Origin of the sequence: Candidatus Phyllobacterium onerii, assembly GCF_028331445.1 — a bacterium.
Taxonomy (GTDB): Bacteria; Pseudomonadota; Alphaproteobacteria; order Rhizobiales; family Rhizobiaceae; genus Phyllobacterium; species Phyllobacterium onerii.
Genome location: NZ_JAQMHX010000014.1, coordinates 65,010 through 82,954 on the forward strand (window position 1 = coordinate 65,010; position 17,945 = coordinate 82,954).

Consider the following 17,945-nt stretch of genomic DNA (forward strand, 5'->3'; position numbering starts at 1 on the left):
TTTTACAAATCCGCGCGACCACCGCAACTGCGACATATCATGCCGCCAACAGAATTGACTTGTTGACATAAAGATATCTTTATGTGACCTTAGCCCTCATCCGGATCATGGATCATGAGGCGTACCGAGTTATGAATATTGCGGTTGATAATCTATTCGGTCCCATGGGTTCTCCTCGGGACGGCTCCGAAGTTTTTGCAGCTTTGACCAAGGCGGCGAAAGAACGGATACTGATCCTTGACGGCGCCATGGGCACGCAGATTCAAGGCCTTAGCCTCAACGAAGATGACTTTCGCGGCGATCGTTTTGCAGATTGCTCCTGCCATCTGCAGGGCAACAACGACCTGCTGATCCTGACGCAGCCACAAGCTATCGAAGATATTCACTACGCCTATGCCATGGCGGGCGCCGATATCCTTGAGACGAACACATTTTCCTCCACCACGATCGCCCAGGCTGACTACAGCATGGAAGAGGTCGTGTATGAACTTAACCGCGATGGTGCGCGGCTTGCCCGCCGTGCCGCCCTGAAAGCCGAACAGACGGATGGCCGCCGCAGGTTTGTCGCCGGAGCGCTCGGCCCGACAAACCGTACGGCATCGATTTCGCCTGACGTCAACAACCCCGGCTATCGCGCTGTCACATTCGACGACCTGCGCACCGCCTATGGGACCCAGGTGCGCGGCCTCATCGATGGCGGCGCGGACATTATCCTCATCGAGACCATCTTCGATACGCTCAACGCCAAGGCAGCAATCTTCGCCACGAACGAAGTGTTTGAAGAAAAGGGGATCACCCTTCCGGTGATGATCTCCGGCACGATTACCGACCTTTCCGGCCGCACGCTTTCCGGCCAGACGCCGACCGCTTTCTGGCATTCGGTCCGTCACGCCAAGCCCTTCACCATCGGCTTGAATTGTGCCCTCGGCGCCAATGCCATGCGCGCGCATCTTGCCGAGATTTCCAGCGTCGCGGATACGTTCGTCTGCGCCTATCCCAATGCGGGCCTGCCCAACGAATTCGGCCAATACGATGAGAGCCCGGAAGCGATGGCAGCGCAGCTCGAGGGTTTCGCCAGCGAGGGCCTGCTCAATATCGTGGGCGGCTGCTGCGGTTCGACCCCGGAGCATATCAAGGCGATTGCCGAAGCAGTCAGCAAATACAAGCCGCGCGAGATCCCCGAGACGGAAACGCATATGCGCCTGTCGGGCCTCGAACCCTTCACGCTGACCAAGGATATTCCCTTCGTCAACGTCGGTGAGCGCACCAACATCACCGGCTCCGCGAAGTTCCGCAAGCTCATCACTGCCGGCGATTTCGCCACGGCGTTGGATGTCGCGCGCGATCAGGTGGCGAACGGCGCACAGATCATCGACATCAACATGGACGAAGGCCTGATCGACAGTGAAAAGGCCATGGTCGAATTCTTGAACCTCATCGCGGCAGAACCCGATATCGCCCGCGTTCCGGTGATGATCGACAGTTCGAAGTGGGACGTCATCGAAGCAGGCCTGAAGTGCGTGCAAGGCAAGCCGCTGGTCAACTCGATCTCGATGAAGGAAGGTGAACAGGCCTTCCTCGACCATGCCAAAAAAGTGCGCGCCTATGGTGCCGCCGTCGTCGTCATGGCCTTCGACACGGACGGACAGGCCGATACGCTGGAGCGGAAAGTTGCGATCTGTACACGCGCCTATGAACTCCTGACCAAGGACGCAGGCTTCCCGCCGGAAGACATCATCTTCGATCCGAATGTCTTTGCTGTTGCCACCGGTATCGAAGAGCACAATGGCTATGGCGTCGCCTTCATCGAAGCGACGAAGCAGATCGTCGACACCCTGCCGCACGTGCATATTTCCGGCGGCATTTCAAATCTCTCCTTCTCGTTCCGCGGCAATGAACCGGTGCGTGAGGCGATGCATGCGGTGTTTCTCTACCATGCCATCCAGGTCGGCATGGACATGGGCATCGTCAATGCGGGCCAGCTCGCGGTCTATGAGTCGATCGATCCGGAACTGCGTGAAGCCTGCGAAGACGTGGTGCTCAATCGCCGCGATGACGCTACCGAGCGGCTGCTTGATCTCGCCGAGCGCTACAAGGGTTCTGCCGGCAAGGAAGCGCGCGAACGCGATCTCGCCTGGCGCGAATGGAGCGTCGCAAAACGCATCGAGCATGCATTGGTCAACGGCATTACCGAATTCATCGATGTCGATACCGAAGAGGCGCGCAAGGAGGCTGAGCGCCCGCTGCACGTGATCGAAGGGCCGTTGATGGCCGGCATGAATGTCGTCGGCGATCTGTTCGGCGCGGGCAAGATGTTCCTGCCACAGGTGGTGAAATCTGCGCGCGTCATGAAACAGGCCGTGGCGCTGCTATTGCCCTACATGGAGGCGGAAAAGCTTGCCAATGGCGGCACAGGGGAGCGTGAGAGCGCCGGCAAGGTATTGATGGCAACCGTCAAGGGTGACGTCCACGATATCGGCAAGAACATCGTCGGTGTGGTCCTGGCCTGCAACAATTACGAGATCATCGATCTCGGCGTCATGGTGCCTGCAACCAAGATCCTGCAGACGGCTCGCGAACAGAATGTCGATATTATCGGCCTCTCCGGCCTGATCACGCCGTCCCTCGACGAGATGGTCCATGTGGCCTCGGAGATGGAGCGCGAGGGTTTCGACATTCCGCTGCTGATCGGCGGTGCAACGACCAGCCGTGTGCATACGGCTGTCAAGATCAACCCGCGCTACAATAAGGGACAGACGATCTATGTCACCGATGCGAGCCGCGCGGTGGGTGTTGTGTCCAATCTTCTGTCGAAGGAAACCAAGCCGGGTTACGTCGAAGCGATCGAGGCCGAATATATCAAGGTCGCGGATGCGCATGCGCGCAACGAGGCCGACAAGCAGCGCCTGCCACTGGCCAGGGCCCGTGCGAATGCGCACAAGGTCGACTGGACCTCGTATGAACCCACCAAGCCGAGTTTCATCGGGACGCGCGTCTTCGAGAACTATGATCTTGCGGAGATCGCCCGCTATATCGACTGGACGCCATTCTTCCAGACTTGGGAGCTGAAAGGCCGCTATCCTGCCATTCTCGAAGACGAGAAGCAGGGCGAAGCTGCCCGGCAATTGTTCGATGATGCCCAGGCGATGCTGAAGAAGATCATCGCGGAGAAGTGGTTCAATCCAAAAGCTGTCATCGGCCTGTGGCCAGCAGGAGCGACGGGCGACGACATTCGCGTCTTCGCCCATGAGGAGCGGAAGGAAGAGCTCGCGACCTTCTACACCCTGCGCCAGCAACTGTCGAAACGCGATGGGAGGCCGAACGTGGCACTGGGCGATTTCGTAGCGCCTATCGACAGCGGCGTTCAGGACTATATGGGCGCTTTCGTTGTCACCGCTGGTATCGAGGAAATCGCCATCGCCGAGCGCTTCGAACGTGCCAACGACGATTATTCCTCCATCCTCGTCAAGGCACTGGCGGACCGTTTTGCCGAAGCCTTTGCCGAATTGATGCATGAGCGCGTGCGCAAGGAATTCTGGGGTTATGCACCCGGCGAAGATCTTGCGCCGGAGGAACTCATCGGTGAACCTTATCGCGGTATCCGCCCTGCGCCAGGTTATCCTGCGCAGCCCGACCACACCGAGAAAGAGACGCTATTCCGCATTCTTGACGCAGAAGCCAGGATCAACGTTCGCCTGACCGAGAGCTTTGCCATGTGGCCGGGCTCATCTGTTTCGGGCATCTACATCGCCCATCCGGAAAGCTATTATTTCGGCGTCGCCAAAGTCGAGCGCGATCAGGTGGAAGATTATTCGGAACGCAAGCAAATGCCGGTCGAACAGGTCGAGCGCTGGCTCGGGCCGATCCTCAACTACGTACCTGCACCAAGGGTTCAGGCCGCCGAATGAAGGTAATGCCGGGGCGGGGCGCCGAGCATGCGCTTGAACATGGTGGTGAACGCCGGCACGCTGTTATAGCCAAGGTCGAGTGCAACGCTGGTCACTGGCTCACCCTTTGTCAGGCGGGGCAGCGCTGACAAAAGACAAGCCTGCTGGCGCCATGTTGAGAGGCTGAGGCCGGTTTCGCGCCGAAATGTCCGCGTGAAAGTACGCCGGCTCATTCCGAGCCGATCCGCCCAATTATCGATATTTGTGTGGGGCGAGGGGTCCTCAAGAAACCCGCGGCACAGTGCCGCCAGCCGCCGGTCTTCCGGGAATGGCAGGCCGAGTGGCCGTTCCGGAAGGTTGGGGATTTCATGCAGCAGCAACCCCATGACAAATGTTGTCCGTGGATCGGCGTGCACGTCGGCAGGTGCCGCCACTGCCTCACGGATCAGGTTGTCCATCAAGGGCGTCAGCCCAACCACGTGCAAATGCCGTTTCAACCCCGCCACGGCGTCCGGTCGCACGTAGATTGAATGCATCGAGACATCGCCGAGCATGTCCACCGCATGCTCCGTACCTGCCGGCAGCCACAATGCATGATGTGGCGGCACCATCCAGCGGCCAAACTTGGTCGTCACCATGGCAACGCCGCTGATGGCATGCAGGAGTTGCGATTGGCTGTGATGATGGTCGGGAATATGAAATCCCGACGGATAAACCGTCGCCAACGCAAAAACGTCGCCCTCGGCTTGCTCAAGCCAGTCCAGCCGCACCTTGTGCAGCTCCTCAAGCCGCAGACCGGCAGCGTTCCGGGCAGCAAATGTCTGATAGCGCATTGTTTTGGCCCACACTCGAAAGAACTGGACCAAACCACGAAAGCAGGATGCGCGCAACAGGTATATCAGTTGCGCAGGAAGGGTGACCGCTTGGGCGGTGCGCCCTCTTTCTTCGATGGACGCACACCATGACCGATACTGCCTTGCCTGCTCAGCGATCTTCCGCTGAAACAACTGTCTTCGCCATCATTTTCGCCGTCAGCTTCTGCCATTTTCTCAATGACATGATGCAGTCGCTGCTTGCAGCTATCTATCCGATGCTCAAACAGAATTATGGCCTCAACTTCAAGCAGATCGGTTTTCTGACGCTGACATTCCAGGTCACTGCCTCGCTGCTGCAGCCGATCGTCGGCACCTATACCGACAAGCGACCGATGCCCTATTCGCTGCCTGTCGGCATGGCTTTTTCGCTGGTCGGGCTCGGCTTGCTTTCCATCGCCACGCATTATGTCATGTTGCTCGCCGGCGCTGCTTTCATCGGCATCGGTTCGTCGATCTTCCACCCGGAATCCTCGCGTGTGGCCCGTCTCGCCTCGGGCGGGCGCCATGGTCTGGCACAGTCGTTCTTTCAGGTCGGCGGCAATTTCGGCACGGCACTCGGGCCTTTGCTTGCGGCCTTCATCGTTCTGCCGCGCGGCCAGCAAAGCATTGCCTGGTTCTCCGCTGCCGCCCTGATCGGCATGATCATCCTTTATCAGGTCGGCAACTGGTACCAGCGCTATCGCCTCGCCAACGCCAACAAGCCGGCCGCCAGCCGTGTTCTGAAGCTGCCACGCAAAAAGGTCATTACATCGTTGCTGATCCTGACGCTGCTGGTCTTCACCAAGAACATCTACCTTGCCAGTATCTCCAGCTATTACACGTTCTACGTCATCCACAAATTCGGCATTTCGGTGCAGCAATCGCAGATGATGCTGTTCCTGTTCCTCGGTGCTGCTGCTGTCGGGACTATTCTTGGCGGCCCCATCGGCGACAAGATCGGCACCAAGGCCGTCATCTGGTTCTCGATTCTTGGCGTCCTGCCATTCACGTTGATGATGCCCTACGCCAATCTGCTCTGGACGGGTGTGCTCACGGTTTTCATCGGCTTCATCCTCTCGTCCGCCTTTCCCGCGATTGTGGTTTTTGCCCAGGAGCTGGTACCCGGCCGGGTCGGCATGATCGCCGGCATCTTCTTTGGCTTTGCCTTCGGAATGGCCGGCATTGCCGCGGCGGTGCTCGGCTTCGTCGCCGACGCCAAGGGCATCGATTATGTCTATATGATCTGTTCCTACCTGCCATTCCTTGGATTGCTGACGATCTTCCTGCCGAGTATGCGGGAAGTCCGAGGCGAGCCAGCAACGGCCTGAACAACAAAAGCCCGGTCTCGCTGCCGGGTTTTTCTTTGGCTAGTTCCCTTTTATCAACGCTGCTGACGTCATTGTCAGGAATGCCGGTTTGAAAAACGATATCTAACCCCATATAAGGAACACCATTCTCAACGGCGCGCCCGCGCTTCAAGATTGTTCCGCCAGATACGTCCAGACCGAAATTCCTTTCCAGGTAAATTCATGTCCTCAGCTATCTCTGTCTCCAGCCTTTACAAAACCTATTCAACCGGTTTCGAAGCGCTGAAGAATATCAATCTCGACATTCGCCATGGCGAGATCTTCGCGCTGCTCGGTCCAAACGGCGCCGGCAAGACCACGTTGATCTCGACAATTTGCGGCATCGTCAATCCGACGTCGGGAACAATCCTCGCCGATGGCCACGATATCATCAAGGAATATCGCGCCGCCCGCAGCAAGATCGGCCTCGTGCCACAGGAACTGACGACCGACGCCTTCGAGACGGTCTGGAATACGGTCAGTTTCAGTCGCGGTCTCTTCGGCAAGCCGGCCAAGCCGGCGCATATCGAAAAGATCCTGAAAGAACTCTCGTTGTGGGACAAAAAGGATTCGAAGCTCATGACACTGTCCGGCGGCATGAAGCGCCGGGTGATGATCGCAAAAGCTCTGTCGCACGAACCGGAGATCTTGTTTCTGGATGAGCCTACGGCCGGGGTCGACGTCGAGCTTCGGCGCGACATGTGGAATGTCGTGCGGGCGTTGCGCGAGTCAGGTGTCACCATCATCCTGACCACGCATTATATCGAGGAAGCCCAGCAGATGGCCGATCGCATCGGCGTCATCAGCCACGGCGAAATCATTCTGGTCGAGGAGAAGGCTGAATTGATGCGCTCGCTCGGCAGGAAGCAATTGCGGCTGTTTCTCCAGGAAAAACGTGACGAGGTACCGGAGGCGTTAGCCCAATATGAGCTTGAGCTTTCGTCCGACGGCTGCGAGCTCATCTACCACTATGACACGCAGAAAGAACGCACCGGGATTACAGCCTTGCTGAAAGATCTCGACAAGGCTGGTGTCCGTTTCAAGGATATCCAGACGCGTGAAAGTTCGTTGGAAGAAATCTTCGTGAATCTCGTGAGGGAACGCAAATGAACCTCTATGCCATCAAGGCTATCTATCTGTTCGAGATGCACCGCACATGGCGCACGATCATGCAGAGCGTCATTTCGCCGGTCGTTTCCACGAGCCTCTATTTCGTCGTCTTCGGCTCGGCCATCGGCGGACGCATTCCTGAAATCAGCGGGGTCAGCTATGGCGCGTTCATCGTGCCGGGCCTGATCATGCTTTCGCTGTTGACGCAGAGCATCTCGAACGCTTCCTTCGGCATTTATTTTCCGAAGTTCGTTGGCACGATCTACGAGCTTTTATCGGCACCCGTGTCCTATCTGGAGATCGTCGTCGCCTATGTCGGGGCCGCAGCGACCAAATCCATCATTCTTGGCGTCATCATTCTGGCCACGGCCGCCCTCTTCGTTCCGCTGCGGATTGAGCATCCCTTCGTCATGCTGCTCTTCCTGGTGCTGACTGCAGTTACATTCAGCATGTTCGGCTTCATCATCGGCATCTGGGCCGACGGCTTCGAAAAGCTACAGCTCGTCCCGTTGATGATCATCACACCGCTGACCTTCCTCGGAGGCAGTTTCTACTCCATCGAAATGCTGCCGCCCTTCTGGCAAAAAGTGACGCTGTTCAACCCGGTCGTGTACCTGATCAGCGGTTTCCGCTGGAGCTTCTTTGGCCTGTCAGACGTGCACATCGGCACCAGCCTCGCCATGACGGCGCTGTTCCTCATCGCATGCATTCTCATCCTGCGCTGGATCTTCACGACGGGGTATAGATTGAAGAGTTAGTGTGCAGAGTCACAATTCGATCAGGTGAAGGTTATCTTTTCCACCGGGCACAGCGTCAGTCACCAGGCGCCGGTCAAAAGTTGCCAACTGGCCTTCATTGGACCTCGCAAGTGCAAGAAGGTAGGTGTCTGTAATCTGACTCGAAATTAGCAGCCTCGACGGGTCGATCAGTTTTGACCTCATAAGGCTGATACTGTCCGCCCAGAACTCATGGCCGGGCCTGGACGTAAAAATTGCCAACGACGACGCAATCGCGGCTGGAGAACCGGGGGAATTCCGGTAGCGCGGGTCTCCGATAATGCGAATGACGCCATTCTCCGTAAGGGGGCAGGTGGCCCAAGCGGACTGACCAATCTCTGCGAACCAGTTGTGGGCGGAAACGTGATGAATATGTACTGGATCAAATAATGCGATCAAGACATTGACGTCGAGCAAAAATGCCATCAGGGCAGTTCATCGCGCAACTGATTGACGAATTCCATAGTGACCGGAGTGCCATCCTTTACAGTAAGCAGTGGTACGCCGTTGCGCTCGCTTATGCTGGCAACTGGCGCCTGTAGAGATTTCCGGGCAAGCATTGATATGACCTCGCCGATTGTCTTGTTTTGATGTTCGGCCAAGCCTTTGGCTGCCGCAAGCACGTCGTCATCAATAGCTAAAGTCGTTCGCATTTCAATCTCCAAACATCGCGCATCAAACATCACGCATCAATATGGAGTGTTCCTGAGACAATATCAATGATATCTCTATCCAAAATAGGCTTCCAACGCAGCCAGTCCGGCGTTGAGCTCCTTCTCGCCTTTTGAGCCGAGGTTTGACAGAAGTTCCGCCTCGAAGGCATGCGCGACCTTGGCCAGATCGGCATAGACCTTCCGCCCTGCGGGTGTGAGTTCCAGATTCTCGATGCGCCGGTCGATGTCATCACGCTTGCGACTTAGCCATCGGCGCTTTTCCAGCGTGAACACCGCCCTCGAAACCTTGGTCTTGTGCATGGAGGAATGCGCGCCGATTGCAGTGGCCGTCAAAATACCGAATTGGCCAAGCGTCGCCAGCGTGCGCCATTCAGGCCGCGTCAATCCGTATCGATCACGATAGATGCTGGCGAAGCGCTGGCTGACCGCCTCCGCCGCCTTGTTCAGCCGGTAGGGGATGAAGTCCTCCAGAACCAGCGGCGGTGTTTCGGGCGTCTCATTTTCCATTTCAGCGAAATCTCCCTTTGCGGTTGATAGTTACAAAATAGATCGTCACACTTGCAACTAATATCGGGAGGTACGATCATGACCCTCAACTACATGCCTGGCTTCGGCAATGATTTCGAAACGGAGTCTCTGCCTGGCGCTCTTCCGCAGGGGCAGAACTCGCCCCAACGTTGCGCTTACGGGCTCTATGCCGAACAACTGTCCGGCTCTCCCTTCACCGCACCGCGCGGCATCAATGAACGTTCCTGGCTGTATCGTATCAGACCTTCGGTCAAGCACAGCGGCCGGTTCACACCATCGAAGCGCGAACATTGGAAGACCGCGCCCAACCTCGATGATCATAAATTGCCGATCGGCCAGTTGCGCTGGAATCCGACGCCGATGCCGCAGCAGCCAACGAGTTTCATCGATGGCATCCGGACCATGACCACGGCCGGCGATGTCCATGGCCAGGCAGGGATGGCAGCGCATGTCTATGCATTCAACCGCAATATGGAAGACGACTATTTATTCGATGCCGATGGCGAAATGCTTTTGGTGCCGGAAAAGGGAAGGCTCCGTATTTTCACCGAAATGGGCATCATCGAGATCGAACCTTCGGAGATCTGCGTCATCCCGCGCGGCATGATGTTCAAGGTTGCCGCCCTTGACGGTGAGGCACGAGGCTATATCTGCGAGAATTACGGCGCGAAATTCTCATTGCCGGATCGCGGCCCGATCGGCGCCAATTGCCTGGCCAATCCGCGCGATTTCAAAACGCCCGTTGCCGCCTTCGAGGAAAAGGAAACGCCGTGCCGTCTGCATGTGAAATGGTGCGGCAAGTTCTATGAAACCATGCTCGATCATTCGCCGCTCGATGTCGTTGCATGGCACGGCAATTATTCACCATACAAATATGATTTGCGCACGTTCTCACCCGTCGGCGCCATCCTGTTCGATCACCCGGACCCATCGATCTTCACCGTACTCACCGCACCCTCCGGCGAAGAGGGTACGGCCAACGTTGATTTCGTGATTTTCCCGCCGCGTTGGCTGGTGGCAGAACACAGTTTCCGCCCGCCCTGGTACCACCGCAACATCATGTCGGAATTCATGGGACTGGTATATGGTCAGTACGACGCCAAGGAGGAGGGGTTCGTGCCAGGCGGCATGAGCCTGCACAACATGATGCTGGCACATGGACCCGACGCGATGGGATTCAACAAGGCTTCGACTGTGGAGCTCAAGCCGCAACGCCTTGAGAACACTCTGGCGTTCATGTTCGAGACGCGTTTCCCGCAACATCTGACCCGCTTTGCCGCAGAACTCGAATCGCTGCAGGACAATTACGCCGATTGCTGGAAAGACCTGAAGAAGCGGTTCAATGGAACGCCCGAAGGCGACTGGCCAGAGGAGAACAATACCAAATGAAGCTCGCCTCCCTGGACAACGGTACCCGCGACGGCAAGCTCGTCCTCGTGTCGCGCGACCTGACGCGCTATACCGACGCTTCGTTTCTCGCGCCGACCCTGCAATCGGCGCTCGACGATTGGGCGCGTATAGCACCGCATCTGGAAGCCCTTGGCAAAAGTCTTGAGCTTGGTGCGGTCCCCATCGGCCGCTTCCACGAACATGAGGCAATGGCGCCATTGCCGCGCGCCTATCAATGGGCGGATGGTTCGGCCTATGTCAATCACGTCGAACTGGTGCGCAAGGCGCGCGGCGCCGAGATGCCAGAGAGCTTCTGGACCGATCCTCTGATCTATCAAGGCGGCTCCGACAGTTTCCTCGGACCCCGCGAACCGATCCGCATGGCCGACGAGGCCTATGGCATTGACATGGAAGGGGAGGTCGCCGTCGTTGTCGAGGACGTGCCAATGGGTGCGAGTGTCGACGAGGCACGTGATGCAATCCGCCTTGTCATGCTGGTCAATGATGTCAGCCTGCGCGGGCTTATCCCCGCGGAACTCGCGAAAGGTTTCGGGTTTTTCCAGTCCAAACCATCATCGGCGTTTTCGCCCGTTGCCGTGACCCCCGATGAACTGGGCGAAGCCTGGGACGGCAACAAGGTGCACCTGCCATTGCATGTCGACCTCAACGGCAGGCCGTTCGGCCGCGCCAATGCCGGTATCGACATGACCTTCGATTTTCCGACGCTGATCGCCCATGCCGCCAGGACGCGGCCGCTTGGTGCGGGTACGATCGTCGGCTCCGGCACGGTCTCCAACAAGCTCGACGGTGGACCGGGCCAGCCCGTCGAGGAGGACGGGGCGGGCTATTCCTGCATAGCAGAAATCCGCATGATCGAGACCATCCGGGAAGGCGCTCCGCAGACGCCATTCCTGCGTTTCGGTGATCTTGTGCGGATCGAGATGAAGGACCCTTATGGTCATTCGATCTTCGGCGCCATCGAGCAGCAGGTGATCAATTACGGGCGTGAAGCATGAACGGCATCGTCCTTTACGACTACTGGCGCTCATCCGCCAGCTATCGGGTGCGTATCGCGCTCAATCGTCTCCGTCTCGAATATGAAACCGTGCCGGTCAATCTCCTCAAGGACGAACACAAGGGTGCCGACAATCTCAGCCGTAACCCGCAAGGTCTCGTTCCAACGCTCGCCATGGACGGGCGGATGATGACCCAGTCACTGGCGATCATCGAATATCTTGATGAGATCTATCTGGACGCAGGTTTCCTGCCGCAGGAACCGGCAGGACGGCAGCGGGTGAGGGCACTTTCCTATGCCATAGCCATGGAGACCCATCCGGTCTGTAACATGGGTGTGATGGCCCACATCTTGTTTTTGACTGAAGGTGGCGACAAGGTCCGCATCGCCTGGATGCGCAAGTTTATCGCCGAGGGCCTTTCCGCATTCGAGGCGATGCTGCACCATCCGGATACGGGAAAATTCTGCCACGGCAACACGCCCGGCATGGCAGATTTCTGTCTCGTTCCCCAAGTTTACAATGCCAAACGCTGGGGTGTTAAAACGAGCGGCTTCAAACGCATAAGCGCAATCGTCAAACGGTGCAGGGCTATCGACGCCTTCGCAGCGGCGCATCCGGACAAGGTAAAACAGGACCTCTGAAGATGCAGGGTCAGAGTACCATAACGTCATACTGACGAAATATCGTATCCGATGTCAGGATCGTGAGATTCTCGACCTGCGCCTGAGCAATGAGGAGCCGATCAAATGGATCTCGATGGTGATCGCCGAGGTGTTCCGTACGCGCAGCATGTCGTTCATTGACTGAGAGAAATGGAATATTACGCGATTTCACTGCATCGACGATATCGCCGTTCAGGAAAAGCTTACCCAACGCTCGCTTGATGGCGATCTCCCATATAGACACAGCGCTCACAATGAGGTCTTCACCTTGATGCAGTATTTCCCTCTGCCGTATGGAAAGTCTGGGATCATCACTGACGGCCCACAGCAATACGTGCGTATCGATAAGATAGAGCGGACGGCTCACTTCACATACTCGTCCCACTCGGGACCAAGTTTATCGAAATCATCGGATATTTCTATCTGCCCCTTCATTGCGCCTATCAAACTACCAGGCTTTTTATGCGGATCAGACAAGGGGGAAATCGTGGCAACAGCTTTGCCATGTCGTGTGAGCACGATCTCCTCGCCCGACTGCGCGCGGGTAATCAGTTCAGAAAATTTCGCTTTGGCTTCAGCGATAGAGATGTTCACAGCAAAACTCCTTATGACCATAATTTAGGTCATAATTGAGTCGAATACAACCGTCGAACTACTCCGCCGCTGCGATTTTTATCACGCCACGGCGAATCTGATCCTCCTCGATCGACTCGAACAAAGCGCGAAAATTGCCTTCGCCAAAGCCTTCGTCCCCCTTGCGCTGGATGAACTCGAAGAAAATCGGTCCGATTACCGCCTTTGAGAAAATCTGCAGCAAGATCTTCGTCATACCGCCATCGACAACGCCTTCTCCGTCGATGAGAATGCCGTGCTTCTTCATCCGCTCGATCGGCTCATCATGGCCGTTTACACGGTCATGCGATTTCTCATAATAGGTCTCTGGCGGTCCGGGCATGAACTTCAACCCGTTATCGGCGACTTTGTCGGTCGCGTCAAAGATCGCCTCCGTCCCGACGGCGATGTGCTGGATCCCTTCGCCCTTATACTTGCGCAAATATTCCTCGATCTGACTTTTGTCGTCGGTCGATTCATTCAGCGGGATGCGGATCTTGCCGCAAGGCGAGGTGATCGCGCGCGAAACCAGACCGGTAAATTTGCCGGCAATATCGAAGAAATGGATCTGCTTGAAACCGAAGAGTTCGCGATAGAACGCCCACCATTTGTCCATGTTGCCGCGATAGACATTGTGGGTGAGGTGGTCGAGATAATAGAAACCGACACCTTCCGGCTTTGGATCGCGCTCGCCCAGCCATTCGAACTCCGCATCGTAGACCGAGCCCTTGTCGCCATAGGTTTCGATGAAATACAGCAGCGATCCGCCGATACCGACGATCGCCGGAACATCGAGTGTCTTGTCGTCGCCCTTATAGGGTGTCGCGCCCTTGGCAACCGCATGGTTGTAGGCGTGCTTGGCATCGACTACCCGCCAGGCCATGGAAGGGGCGCAAGGGCCATGCTTGTCGACGAACTTCGTCGCATGGGAACCCGGCTCGGCATTGAGAATGTAATTGATGTCGCCCTGGCGCCAGACGGCGATGTTCTTGGTCTTGTGGCGGGCCACAGGCACATAACCCATGCGCGCAAACAGCTCTTCCAGTTTCTCCGGCTCCGGATGAGAGAATTCAACGAATTCGAACCCGTCTGTTCCAGCGGGGTTATCCTTGCTGATCGTGGCTTTCGGTGCGTCGTGCGGAAACGGGCCCATATCATCCTCCATGCGGTAGCCGCCATTATCGCGTAAACCGCCTGCAATGTGCTTGCATTTAGACGCTCGATAGGCGTATATTTTGCATGTTCCGTGCAAAAATATTGCAAAGGATGCACATATGCAGCAACTTGATCCATCTGACCGCAAAATTCTCACTTGCCTGCAGGAAGATGGGAGGCTGACCAACAACGAGCTTTCCGAGCGCATCAACCTCTCGCCATCGCAATGTTCGCGCCGGCGATCGCGGTTGGAAGAAGAAGGATATATTCGCGGCTACCGCGCGGAGATCGACCGGGAAAAGCTTGGCCTCGGTATCGTCAACATCATCTCTGTAACACTGGCGACGCACAACCGGGACAACGCGCAACGCTTTTCAGAACTCATCTCGAAACTGCCTCAGGTCATGGAAGCCCATGCTCTGACTGGCGAGATGGATTATTTCATCAAAGTGGTGACACCGGACCTGCGCGGACTTTCGACTTTCGTCAACGAGGTTCTGCTACCGCATGAATCCGTCCAGCATGTCAAAACCGCCATCGTGCTCGATACGCTGAAGGAGGACGGCCGCTTGCCGATATGAGGATGCCTTAGAAGCCCTAGAGAAACAGCGCCTTCCTCACCATCGGATAGACCCGGGCATGGCCGAGCATATAGGCGGTAATTGTTTGCGCGTCGAACAATCCATGAAAGGCACGGCCGAGAATGTTCAACCCGCCGGTATAAGCGCCGAAAGCCGGCATGATCATGCGCGAGCGGTCGCTGACGAAGCAGCGGCGCTGCACCGCCTGCCCGCGCCGCACCACCTTTGCCGCCGGGTGCAAATGTCCTGCTATCTCGCCCGCGAAAGGAGATTTCGACGGCTCGTGGCGGAAGACCAGATTGCCGAGTGCCAGCTCTGTGAATGTCTCGCCCGGCAAATCCGCCGGATGTTCCGGGTCATGATTGCCGGTGATCCAGATCCATTCGCGCCCAGCCATCAATGCGGCGAGTTCCGCCGCATAGAGTGCGGGCAGGCGCGCTGCCGCTTGACCATCGTGAAAACTGTCGCCGAGGCTTATCACGCAGGTCGGGTTGTAGCGCGCGATTATCTTCGCAAGCGCGGCAAGCGTCGTCGCCGTGTCGTATGGCGGCAGCAGCATGCCGCGCCGGGCAAATGACGAGCCCTTTTCAAAATGCAGGTCCGAGACAACGAGGATGCGGTCACTTTCGAGATAAAGTGCACCCGACGGATCGCAAACGCCGCTGTGCCCGGCGACAGTCACTTCGGCTGCACCATGCAAGGCTGTCTTGATCGTCTGAAACACCGGCGTCATTTATGATCCATCATTTCCCGGGTCAGTTCGTCGGCGATCTCTTCCAGAAGCGTCTCATGCGCTTCACCGGGGACACGTTCCTTGCCTATCTCCATCATCACGGGAACGGCAAAAGGCGAGATCTGGTCGAGGTTCTTGTGAACGATATGACCCTTGATTCGGCTTAGCATATCGCTCAGACGCCGAATGTCGAGAAGACCTGTTGCGGCATCGGCGCGCGTCGCCTTAATGAGGATGTGATCGGGCTCGTGCTCACGCAGCACGTCGTAGATCAGGTCGGTGGAAACGGTCACCTGTCGTCCGGATTTTTCCTGTCCGGGATGACGTTTTTCAACCAAGCCGGAGATAAGCGCGCAATTGCGAAAAGTGCGCTTCAGCATGAAACTCTCCGACAGCCATGTTTCGAGATCGTCACCGAGCATGTCCTCGTCGAAGAGCTCCGAAAGCGGCAATTCGCCATTTTTGAACATCCGCCCCATGTCGCGCAGACCCCAGATCGATACGGCATAGTCGGTGGCGATAAAGCCGAGCGGCCGCGCCTTGGCGCGTTCCAGCCGGCGGGTGAGCAGCATGCCCAGCGTCTGATGTGCCAGCCTACCCTCGAACGGATATATCACCATGTAAGACCGCTCGCCACGCGGGAAGGTTTCGACAAGCAGACTGCCCGGCTGCGGCAGCACGGATTTTTCCTTCTGGATACGCAGCCAGTCGCTGACCTGGTCAGGCAAGGCGCCCCAACGGGCGGGATCAGCCAATATACCGCGAACCTGATCGGCGAGATAAGTGGTCAGAGGAAACTTGCCGCCCGCATAGGATGGTATTTTGGCATCGAACCCTTCCGCATTGGTGACGATGCATTCATTCTCGCGAATGCCTTCGAAACGTAGTACGCGTCCGGAAAAGAAGAATGTCTCACCCGGGCTCAGTGCTTCGATAAAATGCTCCTCCACCTTGCCGAGCACTGGTCCGCCTCTCACGTTTGCGCCTTTCCCCCGCTGGCGGGTGAGCCGGACATTGAGGCTTGGCGCCTCGATAATGGTGCCGACATTCAACCTGTACTGCTGGGCAAAGTGCGGGTGGGTCACACGCCAGGTGCCATCCGCGGTCTGCTTGATCTTGGCGAAGCGTTCATAGCTTTTCAGCGCATACCCGCCAGTCGCGACGAAATCGACGATGCGATCGAAGGTTTCACGAGGCAGCGCCGCGTAGGGCAGGGCGGTGGTGACTTCAGCGTAGAGATCGTCTGCGCGGAACGGCTCGGCGCAGGCCATGCCGAGCACGTGCTGCGCCAGTACATCGAGCGAACCGTCACCCAGCGGTGGGGTATCCTGCGCACCGATATAATTGGCGTCCAGCGCCGCCTGACATTCCATCACCTCGAAGCGATTGGCCGGAACGAGGATCGCGCGCGAGGGTTCGTCCATGCGATGGTTCGAACGGCCGATGCGCTGCGCGAGGCGGCTTGCGCCCTTGGGTGCCCCGACATGAATGACGAGATCGACATCGCCCCAGTCGATGCCGAGATCGAGCGTCGATGTCGCGACCACCGCCCGCAAGGCATTGGCCGCCATGGCCTGCTCCACCTTGCGCCGCTTGCCAACATCGAGCGAGCCGTGATGCAGCGCAATCGGCATATTGTCGTCGTTCGCCATCCACAGATCATGAAACAGCCGCTCCGCCTGGCTGCGGGTGTTGACGAAGATCAGCGTCGTGCCATGCCGCTTGATCGCATCGTAGATGCCAGGCAGCGCATAGACAGCCGAATGCCCGGCCCACGGCACGTGATCGTCCGATTCGAGAATGGTGATGTGCGGTTTTGCGCCGCCCTCCACGGTGACAAGACTGGCCATTGGTGCACCGCCAGTTTGCGGCAGAAGCCAGCGCCGCAACCCATCCGGGTCGGCGACCGTGGCGGAAAGTCCTATCGTTTGCACGCCGGGTTGCAAGCGCCGCAGCCGCGCCAGCCCGAGCGACAAGAGGTGGCCCCGTTTGGACGTAACGAGGGAATGCAACTCATCGAAGATCACATAGCGCAGATCCTCGAAGAAGCGCCCGGCATCCTTGGCCGCGATCAGAAGTGCCAGCTGCTCGGGCGTCGTCAGCAATATGTCCGGCGGCGCCAGTTTCTGCCGTTGCCGTTTATAGGCCGGCGTATCGCCGGTGCGCGTCTCGAGCGAGATATCGAGGCCCATCTCCGAGATGGGTTTTTCCAGGTTGCGATGGATATCGACAGCCAGCGCCTTCAGCGGCGAGATATACAGCGTATGGATGCCGCGGCTCGACGCATCGCTCTTGCCGCGCTGCGCCAGGTCGACCAGCGCCGGCAGAAATCCGGCCAGCGTCTTGCCCGCGCCTGTCGGTGCAATCAGGAGCGTCGAATTCCCATCTTGTGATTCCTGCACCAAGGCAAGTTGATGGGCGCGCGGCGACCAGCCCTTCGCCTGAAACCAATTCAGGAAGGACGGCGGCAGAAGAGGGGTGCCGATTTCGGCCAGGGGTGATTTGCTGATGCTCACTGCAGCAAATGTAGTTGTACGGACTCAAAGCGCCAAGACATTGTTTGTCAGGATTGTACGGAGCCAAATGCGGCCTATGTTCGTTAGGTCGTAAAATCGAGGAATG

The 17,945-nt window shown here is 57.4% G+C and carries 17 protein-coding genes; 8 read left to right on the top strand and 9 right to left on the bottom strand.

Translation table 11 applies throughout. The annotated features are described in order from the left end of the window. Positions 1–131: 131 nt before the first annotated feature. Positions 132–3,908 carry a methionine synthase gene (gene metH / locus PHA01_RS24095; RefSeq protein ID WP_271898831.1) on the top strand — a complete coding sequence of 1,259 codons (3,777 nt, stop codon included), beginning with the start codon at positions 132–134 and terminating at the stop codon, positions 3,906–3,908. On the opposite strand, the gene PHA01_RS24100 is transcribed toward metH, so the two are convergent. Further along, a complete protein-coding gene (locus PHA01_RS24100; protein ID WP_224506564.1) occupies positions 3,893–4,720 on the bottom strand; it encodes an AraC family transcriptional regulator in 828 nt (275 codons plus the stop codon). The genes metH and PHA01_RS24100 overlap by 16 nt on opposite strands. 128 nt (positions 4,721–4,848) lie before the next feature. Here PHA01_RS24100 and PHA01_RS24105 point away from each other — a divergent pair, with 128 nt between their 5' ends. The 3 genes from PHA01_RS24105 to PHA01_RS24115 all read left to right on the top strand — a co-directional run bounded on the left by PHA01_RS24105 (position 4,849) and on the right by PHA01_RS24115 (position 7,955). Next, on the top strand, positions 4,849–6,069 hold the full coding sequence (locus tag PHA01_RS24105) for an MFS transporter (protein WP_224506563.1): 1,221 nt from the start codon (positions 4,849–4,851) through the stop codon (positions 6,067–6,069). 201 nt (positions 6,070–6,270) lie between these two features. After that, complete coding sequence (locus PHA01_RS24110) at positions 6,271–7,197, top strand: ABC transporter ATP-binding protein (RefSeq protein ID WP_224506561.1); 927 nt, start codon at positions 6,271–6,273, stop codon at positions 7,195–7,197. Further along, positions 7,194–7,955, top strand: coding sequence for an ABC transporter permease (locus PHA01_RS24115; protein ID WP_224506560.1), 762 nt, complete (start codon positions 7,194–7,196; stop codon positions 7,953–7,955). Before PHA01_RS24110 ends, PHA01_RS24115 begins: the two co-directional genes overlap by 4 nt. Positions 7,956–7,964: 9 nt before the next feature. Here the strand turns inward: PHA01_RS24115 and PHA01_RS24120 are convergent, their stop codons facing one another. The 3 genes from PHA01_RS24120 to PHA01_RS24130 all read right to left on the bottom strand — a co-directional run bounded on the left by PHA01_RS24120 (position 7,965) and on the right by PHA01_RS24130 (position 9,154). Further along, positions 7,965–8,399: a TA system VapC family ribonuclease toxin gene (locus PHA01_RS24120; RefSeq protein WP_224506559.1), complete on the bottom strand. Its 435-nt coding sequence runs from the start codon at positions 8,397–8,399 to the stop codon at positions 7,965–7,967. Next, the gene (locus PHA01_RS24125; protein ID WP_271898832.1) at positions 8,399–8,626 is read right to left on the bottom strand and encodes a CopG family transcriptional regulator; all 228 of its coding nucleotides are present in this window, start codon (positions 8,624–8,626) and stop codon (positions 8,399–8,401) included. The genes PHA01_RS24120 and PHA01_RS24125 overlap by 1 nt, the downstream gene beginning before the upstream one ends. 75 nt (positions 8,627–8,701) lie before the next feature. Beyond that, entirely contained in the window at positions 8,702–9,154 is a 453-nt protein-coding gene (locus PHA01_RS24130) for a MarR family winged helix-turn-helix transcriptional regulator (protein ID WP_271898833.1), read from the bottom strand. 78 nt (positions 9,155–9,232) lie between these two features. Between PHA01_RS24130 and hmgA the strand changes: the two genes are divergently transcribed. Genes hmgA through maiA form a run of 3 tightly spaced genes read left to right on the top strand, consistent with a single transcriptional unit; the run spans position 9,233 to position 12,221 of the window. Then, the gene (hmgA, locus tag PHA01_RS24135; protein WP_271898834.1) at positions 9,233–10,564 is read left to right on the top strand and encodes a homogentisate 1,2-dioxygenase; all 1,332 of its coding nucleotides are present in this window, start codon (positions 9,233–9,235) and stop codon (positions 10,562–10,564) included. Then, positions 10,561–11,580, top strand: coding sequence for a fumarylacetoacetate hydrolase family protein (locus tag PHA01_RS24140; RefSeq protein WP_271898835.1), 1,020 nt, complete (start codon positions 10,561–10,563; stop codon positions 11,578–11,580). The genes hmgA and PHA01_RS24140 overlap by 4 nt, the downstream gene beginning before the upstream one ends. Further along, positions 11,577–12,221: a maleylacetoacetate isomerase gene (maiA, locus tag PHA01_RS24145; protein WP_271898836.1), complete on the top strand. Its 645-nt coding sequence runs from the start codon at positions 11,577–11,579 to the stop codon at positions 12,219–12,221. Before PHA01_RS24140 ends, maiA begins: the two co-directional genes overlap by 4 nt. Positions 12,222–12,231: 10 nt before the next feature. On the opposite strand, the gene PHA01_RS24150 is transcribed toward maiA, so the two are convergent. The 3 genes from PHA01_RS24150 to hppD are packed head-to-tail and all read right to left on the bottom strand — an operon-like array spanning position 12,232 to position 14,007. Further along, positions 12,232–12,609, bottom strand: a complete 378-nt coding sequence (locus tag PHA01_RS24150; protein ID WP_271898837.1) for a type II toxin-antitoxin system VapC family toxin — start codon at positions 12,607–12,609, stop codon at positions 12,232–12,234. Then, positions 12,606–12,836 (bottom strand): type II toxin-antitoxin system Phd/YefM family antitoxin, encoded by a 231-nt coding sequence (locus PHA01_RS24155; RefSeq protein ID WP_183662915.1) that lies wholly within the window; start codon positions 12,834–12,836, stop codon positions 12,606–12,608. Before PHA01_RS24155 ends, PHA01_RS24150 begins: the two co-directional genes overlap by 4 nt. Positions 12,837–12,894: 58 nt before the next feature. After that, positions 12,895–14,007: a 4-hydroxyphenylpyruvate dioxygenase gene (gene hppD / locus PHA01_RS24160; protein ID WP_271898870.1), complete on the bottom strand. Its 1,113-nt coding sequence runs from the start codon at positions 14,005–14,007 to the stop codon at positions 12,895–12,897. 121 nt (positions 14,008–14,128) lie between these two features. Between hppD and PHA01_RS24165 the strand changes: the two genes are divergently transcribed. Further along, the gene (locus PHA01_RS24165; RefSeq protein ID WP_271898838.1) at positions 14,129–14,590 is read left to right on the top strand and encodes an Lrp/AsnC family transcriptional regulator; all 462 of its coding nucleotides are present in this window, start codon (positions 14,129–14,131) and stop codon (positions 14,588–14,590) included. Positions 14,591–14,606: 16 nt separating this feature from the next. Here PHA01_RS24165 and pdeM read toward each other — a convergent pair whose 3' ends face one another. Further along, a complete protein-coding gene (pdeM, locus tag PHA01_RS24170) occupies positions 14,607–15,302 on the bottom strand; it encodes a ligase-associated DNA damage response endonuclease PdeM (RefSeq protein WP_417021030.1) in 696 nt (231 codons plus the stop codon). A 17-nt stretch (positions 15,303–15,319) separates the two neighbouring features. Further along, positions 15,320–17,839, bottom strand: coding sequence for a ligase-associated DNA damage response DEXH box helicase (locus PHA01_RS24175; protein WP_271898840.1), 2,520 nt, complete (start codon positions 17,837–17,839; stop codon positions 15,320–15,322). Positions 17,840–17,945 lie beyond the last annotated feature (106 nt).

Bases quoted from the DNA above. Each gene is read 5' to 3' on its own strand.
- hppD (WP_271898870.1), bottom strand. From the start codon at position 14,007: ATGGGCCCGTTTCCGCACGACGCACCGAAAGCCACGATCAGCAAGGAT.
- metH (WP_271898831.1), top strand. From the start codon at position 132: ATGAATATTGCGGTTGATAATCTATTCGGTCCCATGGGTTCTCCTCGG.
- PHA01_RS24165 (WP_271898838.1), top strand. From the start codon at position 14,129: ATGCAGCAACTTGATCCATCTGACCGCAAAATTCTCACTTGCCTGCAG.
- PHA01_RS24120 (WP_224506559.1), bottom strand. From the start codon at position 8,399: ATGGCATTTTTGCTCGACGTCAATGTCTTGATCGCATTATTTGATCCA.
- PHA01_RS24130 (WP_271898833.1), bottom strand. From the start codon at position 9,154: ATGGAAAATGAGACGCCCGAAACACCGCCGCTGGTTCTGGAGGACTTC.
- PHA01_RS24125 (WP_271898832.1), bottom strand. From the start codon at position 8,626: ATGCGAACGACTTTAGCTATTGATGACGACGTGCTTGCGGCAGCCAAA.
- PHA01_RS24100 (WP_224506564.1), bottom strand. From the start codon at position 4,720: ATGCGCTATCAGACATTTGCTGCCCGGAACGCTGCCGGTCTGCGGCTT.
- PHA01_RS24140 (WP_271898835.1), top strand. From the start codon at position 10,561: ATGAAGCTCGCCTCCCTGGACAACGGTACCCGCGACGGCAAGCTCGTC.
- PHA01_RS24115 (WP_224506560.1), top strand. From the start codon at position 7,194: ATGAACCTCTATGCCATCAAGGCTATCTATCTGTTCGAGATGCACCGC.
- hmgA (WP_271898834.1), top strand. From the start codon at position 9,233: ATGACCCTCAACTACATGCCTGGCTTCGGCAATGATTTCGAAACGGAG.
- PHA01_RS24110 (WP_224506561.1), top strand. From the start codon at position 6,271: ATGTCCTCAGCTATCTCTGTCTCCAGCCTTTACAAAACCTATTCAACC.
- maiA (WP_271898836.1), top strand. From the start codon at position 11,577: ATGAACGGCATCGTCCTTTACGACTACTGGCGCTCATCCGCCAGCTAT.
- PHA01_RS24105 (WP_224506563.1), top strand. From the start codon at position 4,849: ATGACCGATACTGCCTTGCCTGCTCAGCGATCTTCCGCTGAAACAACT.